Annotated in this window: 8 protein-coding genes; all 8 read right to left on the reverse strand. The window is 50.7% G+C overall.

Annotated elements, in window-relative coordinates; all coding sequences use genetic code 11:
- Positions 1-87: 87 nt before the first annotated feature.
- The 8 genes from VH86_RS02095 to VH86_RS02130 all read right to left on the reverse strand — a co-directional run bounded on the left by VH86_RS02095 (position 88) and on the right by VH86_RS02130 (position 10,903).
- Positions 88-1,290, reverse strand: a complete 1,203-nt coding sequence (locus VH86_RS02095; RefSeq protein ID WP_045831727.1) for a sugar transporter — start codon at positions 1,288-1,290, stop codon at positions 88-90.
- Between the two features lie 13 nt (positions 1,291-1,303).
- On the reverse strand, positions 1,304-1,954 hold the full coding sequence (locus VH86_RS02100) for an ABC transporter ATP-binding protein (RefSeq protein WP_045831728.1): 651 nt from the start codon (positions 1,952-1,954) through the stop codon (positions 1,304-1,306).
- A 12-nt stretch (positions 1,955-1,966) separates the two neighbouring features.
- Entirely contained in the window at positions 1,967-2,767 is an 801-nt protein-coding gene (locus tag VH86_RS02105; protein WP_045831729.1) for an ABC transporter permease, read from the reverse strand.
- 52 nt (positions 2,768-2,819) lie between these two features.
- On the reverse strand, positions 2,820-4,583 hold the full coding sequence (locus tag VH86_RS02110) for a polysaccharide biosynthesis/export family protein (RefSeq protein ID WP_045831730.1): 1,764 nt from the start codon (positions 4,581-4,583) through the stop codon (positions 2,820-2,822).
- A gap of 17 nt (positions 4,584-4,600) precedes the next feature.
- Positions 4,601-4,846, reverse strand: coding sequence for a hypothetical protein (locus tag VH86_RS02115; RefSeq protein WP_231647075.1), 246 nt, complete (start codon positions 4,844-4,846; stop codon positions 4,601-4,603).
- A 1,199-nt stretch (positions 4,847-6,045) separates the two neighbouring features.
- Entirely contained in the window at positions 6,046-7,269 is a 1,224-nt protein-coding gene (locus tag VH86_RS02120; RefSeq protein ID WP_369800291.1) for an HlyD family type I secretion periplasmic adaptor subunit, read from the reverse strand.
- Positions 7,270-7,283: 14 nt separating this feature from the next.
- Complete coding sequence (locus tag VH86_RS02125) at positions 7,284-9,452, reverse strand: type I secretion system permease/ATPase (protein ID WP_045831733.1); 2,169 nt, start codon at positions 9,450-9,452, stop codon at positions 7,284-7,286.
- Entirely contained in the window at positions 9,449-10,903 is a 1,455-nt protein-coding gene (locus VH86_RS02130; protein WP_045814691.1) for a TolC family outer membrane protein, read from the reverse strand. Before VH86_RS02130 ends, VH86_RS02125 begins: the two co-directional genes overlap by 4 nt.
- Positions 10,904-10,919 lie beyond the last annotated feature (16 nt).

Here is a 10,919-nt window from a genome sequence, read left to right on the forward strand (position 1 = left end):
AATTTTTACTTTCTTAGGTCGTTTGGTTTTTTGGTTATCAATTTTTTCTGAAGATATCTCATAAAGTATAGTTGCCAATTTAAAATATTAGTCTTGATGCTCACGCAAGGTGGCAAGCCCCATTACAATCAAACCATATAAAAGACATAGCAATACACCTACGGTTACCAAATTATAAACCCGGCGTGGATACTCTGCTTCTTCTGCCAACGTCGGCTTGCTAATAATTAACAGATGTTTTAGTTTGCGGTACGCCTCTATTCTGGCTTGCTCCAGACTAATCAAGCCAGTTTTGTAGAGATCCGCAGCCAAGGTTGCCTGTGTTTCAACACCCATATAGTTGGCGATCACTTCGTTCATCGCATCTTTATCCACGCCGGTCAGTTTGGATTTCTCCTGAGCCAATTGCTGAGTTAAGGCATCGACCCTGGTCTGCACAGATACAACTGAAGGTGCGCTTTCTTTCATATAGCTTTGCAGTTGTTTTAACTGAGCCTGCTGTTGAGCCAACTGGGCTTCGATCTGGCTGACCACGCCCATGCGGGCGGTACTGGATGATTCTGGGCTGATGAGATGATGGGTGTTTTGGAACTCCAGAACTTTCGCTTTCTCGCTCTGCAGACGCTGATAGGAACGATCAACTTCCTTCTCAATAAAAGTAAGTTGTTCCAGGGCTACCTGATGCCCCAGCCTGTTGATGAAGCCCTCAGATTCCTTAAGCATCTGATTGACCACTCGTTGACCGTAGGCAGGGTCAAAGGCTTGTAGCTCAATAGTGAGTACTCCGGATAAATCATCCAGATGCAATGAGAGGTGATCACGGTAATACTTCAGGAATTGTTCTCGGCTAACTTCTTTCGGTAGACGAGAAAAAAAGTCTACCTTGTGGCTTTGGTAGTGTACTTTAAGAGCCAATTCTTTATCTAATTTATCGAGAAGGTCTGCTGATTTCAGATAGTCCTGGATTAACAGCACATCTTCGTGATTACTACCACCTAGCCCTAGCATCGACAAAGCATCAGGTAGCATCTTAATTTGATCTGCTTGCTTAACCACTATATCTGCCCGGCTTACATAACGATCCGATGCAATAAACCCAAAGTAGATTGTGGCAATAACAAAACAGGCGACTACCCACTGAAATCCACCAAGTCTATGGCTTTTTTTCCAGGAGCGATGAGTCAGGCGATAGCCACTGGAGTCGACAATAAAATGTTTAGGTTTGGTTTTTAATTTGCGCAGCTTGCGCATCAAACTTGAAGGTTTGTGGGGGTGAATTGGCTGAGTCATTGTTTTAGGCTTGTTACAGGCTCTGATAAATACGGATGGCATCGTCGATATTTTCGAATATTTCTAGCTTGCTATTACGCAGTAGAATACCCATATCGCATTGTTGGCGTAAATTTTTCATATCATGCGAAACCATGATTAAACTAGCGGTCTCGCGCTTTTTCGTGAACGTATCAATACATTTCTGCTTAAAGCTAGCATCACCCACTGAAGTAATTTCATCGGTCAGATAGATATCAAAATCGAATGCCATACTAACGGCAAATGAGAATTTTGATTTCATACCACTGGAGTAAGCTTTAATTGGCAGTTCAAAATGCTGACCAATTTCCGAGAATTCCTTCACCCACTCTTCAATGGCTTGCGTATCACGTACTCCATGAATGCGACAGACAAATCGGGTATTTTCCCGTCCAGTCATGCTACCCTGAAAACCACCATTAAGCGCTAATGGCCAGGAAACACGACATTGACGAGTGACCTTACCCCTGCTGGGCATATCCATCCCACCCAGCAGACGCAGAAGGGTTGATTTCCCCGCCCCATTGGCACCGAGAATACCTATATTACGATCTCGTGGCAGCGTTACGTTTACATCACGCAGCACATAATTACGGCCAAACTTAGTGGGATAATATTTCGAAACGTTATCAAGAATAATCATGTTTATTTAGCTTTAGCTAGCAATCAATCTGCGATGGCTTAGGCGATAACAGCTCATCGCAAACGTTAGTAAGACCAATGTCAAACTTGCTAAATAGTTCCAACTAACATCAGGGCTTACATAACCTGCTATCCAACCAGTTCGCATTAATTCGACGGCATGCACCAATGGATTCCATATAAACCAGTGTTGGAACTGGACAGGTACCGTTGCCAGTGGGTACATTACGCATGAAATAAACATTAATGGCATCATTATAAAGTTGAGGAATTTATCTGTTTCTTTAAATAAATTAATTAAGATGCAAAAAATAACACCTAATGAAAATGATAAGATCATCAACAAGAAATAAATAAAAATAACTTGTAAGGGATCATTAGGAATTGCATCGAAACCAAGCCAAAGTAATCCCAATACAAGCACACAACCAACTACCAGCCCAATAATGGCTTCCAGGATAAAGCGAGCCACAAACGTAGCAAAAGGCGTTACCTGCCTATAACAGAACAGCCCCATATTGGCATTGACTGCCGATTGCAGTTTACTCACCACATTTCTAAAAAAAAGAAAGGGCAAATAACTGGCAGTAATAAACAACGGTGCTGGCGCACCGCCAAAACCGCTATGTCCGCGCATACCAAATATCAGGCTAAATGCGCTAATCATCAGTAACGGATCTATCAGCGCCCAGGCATACCCCAGCCGATAACTACCAAATCTGGTTTTCAGTTCACGAATCAAGAGGCCAAACGTCACATCGCGGAGAACCTGAAATGGACTACGAGGTGTTTGGTTAAGTATGGGTTTAAACATAGAAAGCCGGTATCACAGGAGGGGCTCACCTCAAGCGAGCCCGAAGTTAGTTTTATCTCAGGACCACGTTGGCCGCTACAGCAACCTGATAGATGACCTGAGTAATGTCCTTGATGGATTGCATCATTTTGCTGTCCACTTTCGGCATGACGAGAATCTGATCGCCCGGCATCACGCTACCAGCGTCCTGGAACTCCATCAGACCGTTGGCATGCACCACAGCAATACGTTTGTCATTCGCGCGGTCGGTGAACCCCCCTGCCCAGGCAACATAATCGTCAAGCCTGGCGCCTTCGTTGTACACCACCGCTTGCGGCATCATCACTTCGCCACCCACCTGAATCAGGTCGGTTTTGTACGGGATAACAATCTGGTCGCCTTGTTCAAGCATGATATTGGCAATCACGCCTTTATCCGACACCACCACTTTACCCAGTGGCTGGACCTTACGCGCTTTCTCCACAAACTGCATGACAAGCTCAGCTTCTTTAGTACGAATAGAGGCTTCACCGTCAGAGTTGGCGGGTGCGGTAAACACACTGCGCTCAAGGCGGTTGAGTGAATCTTCCAGCATCTCTTTCTGCCGTGCCGCCACGCTCTTACGCATGATGTAGATCGAGCCATAATCCGCCATGTTCGGATCAATAGGGATGTGGTTTAACAGATCGTGAAGACGCGTTTCTTTACGTACGGTGAAATAAGATGGCCCGCGATAACTGCCGATAATTTGCACATCGTAAACCTGCGCATGCATATCATCATTAAACAGCACTTTGTCGCCGTCTTTTAGCTGGATGCGATCAAAATCTCTGTACGGCATATACACCGAGAACGGACCGTTTGGACGATCACCAATCACCCCAACGTGACTCACCTTGGCAAGGGGCAAGGCAAATGACACCAGTTCAGAGCCCAGCGCGCTGCTGTTCTTTAATTCGAAGCGAAACGGATTACGTACTTTACCGGCCACACTGATCATCAGACCCTGCGACTCGACCAGAATCACGTCCTGATCTTTCAGCGACAGCTTCGGCATCCTGCCCTGCTGCATAAATTCATACAGGTCAATTTCCTGAATGACACGATTTTGGCGCAGTACCTTAATATGGCGATAGCTACCACGGTCGGAATCAATGCCGCCTGCGCGCTTCAGAAAATAGAGCACGCTATCAGAAGATTGTCCGGCATATTGACCCGGACGGATAACCGGACCAGAAACAAATACACTCACTGGCGTCGCCGTCAGTAAATTGACATAGACATTGACGTTATTAGTAAATACTTCGCTGATATGACTGGTGACAAGTGCATTCACTTTGCTGGCGGTCACGTTGTGGACATTAATCGGCCCAACGTCAGGAATGAAAATATTTCCCTGATTATCAACGGTTACCACGTTTGAGAAATTGACTGCGCCCCAGATCCATATGTTGATCTTATCGCCGGGTGCAATCAGATAATTATCGTTCAGCCCGTCACTGCGTTCGGTTTCATAGCCGCCGGCAAACAAGTTGGCGCCGTAAGGGGGAGGCAGACCAGATTCAGACTGCGGCAATAATTTACGTACATCACTCTCACCCGGCAGTAGCATTCCCTGCCGGTTTTGTTGCGTAAAAGTTCCGGTCGTGGAGGTGGTATTCGCCTGTCCGCTCATTGCCTGTTGGCCGCCCAAGTGCATTCGACCATCGCCAGTATCTGCCGGACTATTCATGCCGAAGGCTTGCGCCTCTTCTTTCGTCGGTGCGGCCAGCACAGCGCAAGAGGTGCAAATCAGCAGTAAGATGGCACTCAATGGCCGAAATTTCGTTATCTTCACAACATTTCTCTTTAAATTTATTGCACGACAAGGAGGTCACTGGCAGAAGCCTGCTCAAGTTGCGGTACCTGATACCATGTCTCGTCGTTTTTACAGGTCACGCCGAGCGGCGACGCGTTGTCGTTGCGGTTACGCACTAATTCGATACATTCCTGCCCCAAAGCAGAGACATAACGCTGCCCCAGCGTATAGGTACGGCTGTTGGCGTTTAGCGTGGCACCCTGCTGCAGGACATTCAGGGATTGCTGCAGATTATTTGGCATAGCCTGGAGACCGGGTGTCGCAGCTTGATTAACAAGCGGCCTTGATGCCTTAACCTGCTTCGGTGAATATGCGCATCCACTCAAGATGAGGGCAAATGAAATCACCAGAAGACGAGTTACGTTGTTCATAGATCAGTTTTCCAACAATTTAAATTCTGGAAGGCGAAATAGCCGCTGAAGGCACCCAACGGTGATTATTTGCCAAACTATTGCGAGGTATTACCAGAGCAGGAGCGGCTTAAAATGCAGAAATAGGCTTACACGTTGCTGTATATCCATAGCTACCGCACGGAATTGATCCGCTTGAAGAGATGTTCGCCATGTTTTCCTGCCTATACCCTCTGGCAGACAGCTAACCCGTATTATTCGGTAATTTATTTGTTGCTAATGGGTTACTCACGCCAGGCAACGCCCAAAAAACTTCAATGCGGAACTCTTTGAGCGCTGACATTGAGTCGGCACAAAGGTTTTGGATTAAGTTCTTTTGCATGAAGTCATGGAGCAAATGCCATCGGTATGCTTCCAGACAGGTGGAATCATGACGCACTCATTACATTAAAATTTCTATCCTAATTCACTTAAAACCAGACCGACCCCTCACACCGTGAGGCGAGTCAAAGCACGAGCGTAAGCGTACATTTAACGAGTCAGGAGGTTAGCGATATTTAATTTTTCGCACTGCGTTACTCACGGAGAAGCCTGAAATAAGCAAGGGGTGGAAATTCGATACGCTTTGTAATACATGGCACTAGCCCGCACAATTTTTGTCAGTAAACCTCTATTCAAATCCTGACATTAACAGACTATCCTTGCATTAAAAACAAACAAAACTGGTATAAAACACCTGACTTAAGCAAGTTAATGGTCGATTAAGTTAACGGTGCGACACATTACACTAAGTTGCACTAAAGGTTTCTAAAAATATCAAAAAGCTTCCAGCAATTGCTACTTCAACTAATTAAATCAATAAAAAAGTAGAAAAGCCCTAAGACCGGTCTTGTTTTTCTGTCATTAATATCTGCAAAAAATGAGGTAAAAGATTACTGCTAATGCTTTGTAAAAGAGGGCTGTATTACGCTTTATTCAATGCATTAATCCTGCCATCAAATATTAGCCAAACTTAAGTAATGTACCTTGCAGACACATAAAAGCCGCCGTTGACTCCTCAGCGGCGGCTTTTAAACATGCACGATATGCGATTAACGTTCGCGCATCGCCTCTTTGGCTTTATTAAACGGTTTCACCAGATAATCCATGATGGTCTTCTCGCCAGTCTTGATATCGACCGTAGAAACCATCCCCGGACTGATCGAGTAGCGCTTACCGGCTTTGTTCTGCACGTAGTCGTTATCAGTGCGGATAAACACGCGATAGTAGTAAATCTCCGGCTTCACCTCATCCTGGATGGTATCCGGTGAAATGCTTTCCACCACGCCATTCATGCCACCGTAAATCGCGTAGTCATAGGCCGAGATCTTCACCACCGCACGCTGGCCGGGATGGATAAAGGCAATATCACGCGGTGACAGGCGCGCCTCAATCAGCAACCGGTCGTTTAACGGCACGATGTTCATCAGTTCCCCGTTGGGAGGAATCACCCCGCCGACGGTGGAGACTTTGATGTTTTTCACGATGCCGTTCATCGGTGAACGGATGGTCAGGCGCGTCACCGTATCTTCGCGCCCTTTGATCACCTCAGCCAGGCTGTCCGCTTCGGCACTGGCTTTTGCCAACTCCTCACGCGCCTGCACATAGTATTGCGAGCGCATGTCGGTGAGTTTTAGCTCCAGATCCGATTTATCACGCTGCAAACGCAACACTTCGACGCTACTGGCGGCACCGGTTTTGGCCAGCTTTTGTGTGATCGCCAATTCCTTGTTCGCCAACGCCAGCGACTCGTTGAACTGCTTCGTCGAGTCAGCAAGCTGAGCGCGTTTGGTTTTGTACAACCGCGTCTCAGAGGCAATCAAATCAGGATAAGCTTTGAGCTCATTGGGGAACGTAAGGGGATCGTCGTTGACCTCGGCTCTCAGGCGCGAGGCCGCTGCCAGTGACGCACGATAACGCGCCGCACTTTCACCGACGCTGGATTGCGAGCGCGTGGGATCCAGACGCGCCACCACCTGCCCCGCCTTCACCCGATCGCCTTCGTGCACATACAGCTCGGTGAGGATCCCACCTTCTAAGGATTGCAGCACCTGGTCACGCGAACTCGGGATCACTTTACCCGTGCCGGTTGAGACTTCATCCAGCGTGCCGAACCAGGCCCACACCAGCGATATCAGGATCAACGCGGCACTGATGGTGATCAGCCTGACCGCTCCGGTGTAGTGGGTCTCGGATTTCAGCTCCCCCAACAGGTCGTCAGAGGAATCGACTTCTGCCGCGGTGACCAGCCGCAGTTTGCCGGGAAGTTGCTTCATCATGGGCGCACCTCCTATGGATTACCGCCGGCACGCGGTGGCGGCAACGCATTCTCTTTCGGGCTGTCCATCACCAGTTGCCCATCTTTCAGCACCAGCACGCGATCCACCAGCGCAAGGATCGCCGCACGGTGCGTCGCCACGATCAGCGTGCGGCCATTCAGCCACGCGCCCAGACGTTCGATGAACTCCTTCTCGGTATGATCATCCAGCGCCGCCGTAGGTTCATCCAGCAGGATAATGTTGGGATCGCGCAACAGCATGCGAGCCAGTAGCACTGACTGGCGCTGACCGCCCGATAAGCCTATCCCGCCTTCCATCACCGGATGATCGAGACCGAGTGGCAAACGACGAATGAAATCCGCCCCGCCGCTGACCGTTAATGCACCGAAGATGGCATCGTCAGTCGCGTGGGCCGCGCCCATGGTGAGGTTTTCACGCAGCGTGCCGTGGAACAGGCGTGCGTTTTGCGTCATCAAACCCACGTTGCGCCGCACATCCGAGACATCAATATGCGGCAAGCTGAGGTTATCCAGACGCAGCTCACCGCCCACCAGATCCATGCCGCCGATCATCGCCTGCAACAAGGTGGATTTGCCCGAACCGTTGCGACCCAGCACGGCAATACGTTCACCCGGTTTGATGGTCAGGCTTTTGATGCGCAGCGCGATGGTGAGGGAATCGGTGTAGTAGCGGAACATCGCATCATTGAACTGATAATGGCCAAACAGCACCGGACAATGGATGCGCGTCTCGTCTTTACTGTTCTCCACCGGCAGATTCATCAATGCATCCAGACTGCCTTTGGCGGCTTTCACCTGCTGCCAGCGAGCCAGCACACCACACAACGTCGCCATGGGGGCAATCATGCGCGAAGAGAGCAGCGAAGCCGCAACAATCGCACCGGTGGTGATATCGCCGTTGATCACCATCGGCGCACCGACCACGATCACGCTGGCATACACCAACCCCTGCACCGTGACACCCCAGCTGATCAGCGAATGCATCACTTTGCGCATCTCCACACCGGATTGCGCCGTAATGCGAATGTAGCTGTTCCACTGTTGCAGGAAACGGTCTTCCGCCTGCATCAGCTTGATGTCCTCCAGCCCCTGCACGCTCTCCACCAGCACCGCATTACGCAGCGTCGATTCCTTCAGGTTTTGCTGCGCCAGCTTTGACAACTTCTTCTGGCTGAGAATGCCGGGCAACACCATCAGGATCACCGCAATCGGCGCAATCCACGCCAGCTGTGGCGCAATGATCGCCATCACCAGCATAAACAGCAGGAAGAACGGCATATCAACAATGGCGGAAACGGTGGTTGAGGTCACCATTTCGCGGATCGATTCCAGCTCGCGCAGTTGCGAGATAAAAGTACCGGTGGAACGCGGCACCGCACTATTACGCAGCCGCAGCGCATGACCAAACACGCGATCCGAAACACGCATATCGGCACGTTTACCCAGCAGGTCAGTGACATGATCGCGCCCGACACGCAGGACATAGGTGAACACCACGGAGATAATCACCCCGATATAGAGGACATACAGCGTGGGATAAGATTGCGCCGGAATCACGCGGTCATACACCTGCATCGAGAAGATAATGCCAACCATCGCCAGCAGGTTGAGCAGGAAGGAGCCCAGCATCACGTGGCCATAAGGCCGCAGGTCGTGCAGCACCAAACGCCGCAGCCAATCCGGCTTGACCGTTGCCAGATAGCGATCGACGCGGCTGTCTTTGGCAGCGGTGACCGGACGTAATGCGGCGGCAAAACGAATCTCCGGCAGCAGCGTTTCCAGCGCAACGGGCGCCGGTTGCTCATCTCCCGAAAAGTGCACACGCACTTCATCTTCACCATCGAAGTTGGTGATAACACCGACCTGTCCGTCGGCCAGCTCCACTGCCAGTGGCAAACGCCAGCTGGTGATTTCCCACTTGTTCTCTTCGTACAGTTGGAGCGATAACCCCGCCTGGCGCGCTAAATGGCGCAGCGCTTTGTCGCGCGTCTGTTTACCCTGCCATTCGGCGGCGGCCATGATCATGCCCGGAGAACAGGGCAAACGATAATGGGTGGCGATCTGGATGATCGCCGTCGCCCATCCATTTAACGGAACGAGCCCGTCGGCACCACTGCTGGTATCACCGTTCGGGGCATCGGGAATTTGTAACTGGGTCATGGCTGGATCTCCACATTCTGGATCCGCTGATTATTCAACGCGAACGCCGATCGGATATGCCCGGTGCTGTATAAGCAATCGAGTTGCAACGATCGTAATTGACTGATGGTTTGCTGCAGGGTGAAACGGGTCTGGAACACTTCCTGCTCGGCGTTAAGCACGTCCAGCAGCGGACGGGTGCCGAGTTGCAAATACTGATCCTGATAGAGCTGCTGGGTTTTCTCACCCAGCGTCTGTTGCCGCCCCATAATCGCCAGACTTTGCGACAAGCTAAGGGCTGCACTTTGCGATTCACTGAGTTGCTGCCGTGCTTTCAAGCGCGCGGAATTGACGGCCGCGTTGGCGGCTTGCAAGGCGTTGGCAGCGGCGTCACGCGCGGCAGTGATCCCGCCTCCCTGATAGATCGGCATCTCCACTTTGACGAAGGCCTGATACTGAGTGCGATCGAGCGTTTCGCTGCCGGAGTAATGATTGTTGAGGTAGTGCGTCACCTGGGGTTCCAGCGAAATCGTTGGCAGGTTCTGCGCGTTAGCATTATCCAGTTTTGCCTGTGCCTGATTGGCCTGTGCCCATGCCGACAGCACCGCCGGGTTGAGTTTGTCATCCGCTTTACCCACCGAGCAGGAGCGCGTCAGGTTCACCGGAAAATCTTCATTTACTTTCTTCACCAGCGGCCAACCGAGGTAGGTCGCCAGCGTGGCACGCCAGCGATCGAGGTTGGCCTGATACTGAATTAGCGTGGTGCGTGCACCTTCAATACGCGCATCCGTTTGCGTGGCATCGGAGAGCGAAGCCGCGCCTTCATCATTTCGCTGACGGGCCAGATCGCCAATTTTGCTTAGTGCATCGAGCTGCTGCTGGGCAATCTTCACCAGTTGCTGATAGCCCTGCACTTCCACCAGCGCGGAAGCCGTGTCATGTGCCACCGTATCAATACTCACCAGCACGTTGGCTTGTTCCATCGCCACGCCGGCTTCAGCGGATCGCACCGAGCTGCTGACTTTGCCGAAGTCATACAACATCTGCGAAACCGATAACACAAACGATGGGCTGAACCCCTTTTCGGTATAGGCATTGCTATAGCCGTTGTTCATCCCGCCACTGATCTGCGGATAATATTTGGCTTTCGCCACATCCACCTGGTTGGCCTGTTCCAGCATTTTGCCCACCGCCTGCGCGATATCCGGATGCCACTGAATGGCACGCTGTACGGCCTGGTTGATGGTGAGTGAATCCGGGACGTGAGCCAATGCGGGTTCGGCCACTTCACCGGTTAATGACGGCAGATCCTGCTGCTGTTGCGCCAGGCCTGCGGAGGTGATTCGGCTGGCCGAGGTGAGCGCATCACTGGCAGCCATGATTTGTGAACAATGAAATAAAGCGATGCCCGCACAGAAGACGCTGAGCTTAGAGTAACGGCGAGTTGGAGCGCCTGATTGCATCAAATCCATCGATAATCCACCAGTC

It is taken from the genome of Pantoea sp. BL1 (assembly GCF_000963985.1).
Taxonomy (GTDB): Bacteria; Pseudomonadota; Gammaproteobacteria; order Enterobacterales; family Enterobacteriaceae; genus Pantoea; species Pantoea rwandensis_B.

Excerpts from the sequence above, each read along its gene's own strand:
- VH86_RS02095 (WP_045831727.1), bottom strand. The coding sequence starts at position 1,290 with ATGACTCAGCCAATTCACCCCCACAAACCTTCAAGTTTGATGCGCAAG.
- VH86_RS02100 (WP_045831728.1), bottom strand. The coding sequence starts at position 1,954 with ATGATTATTCTTGATAACGTTTCGAAATATTATCCCACTAAGTTTGGC.
- VH86_RS02105 (WP_045831729.1), bottom strand. The coding sequence starts at position 2,767 with ATGTTTAAACCCATACTTAACCAAACACCTCGTAGTCCATTTCAGGTT.
- VH86_RS02115 (WP_231647075.1), bottom strand. The coding sequence starts at position 4,846 with ATGCCAAATAATCTGCAGCAATCCCTGAATGTCCTGCAGCAGGGTGCC.
- VH86_RS02120 (WP_369800291.1), bottom strand. The coding sequence starts at position 7,269 with ATGAAGCAACTTCCCGGCAAACTGCGGCTGGTCACCGCGGCAGAAGTC.
- VH86_RS02125 (WP_045831733.1), bottom strand. The coding sequence starts at position 9,452 with ATGACCCAGTTACAAATTCCCGATGCCCCGAACGGTGATACCAGCAGT.
- VH86_RS02130 (WP_045814691.1), bottom strand. The coding sequence starts at position 10,903 with ATGGATTTGATGCAATCAGGCGCTCCAACTCGCCGTTACTCTAAGCTC.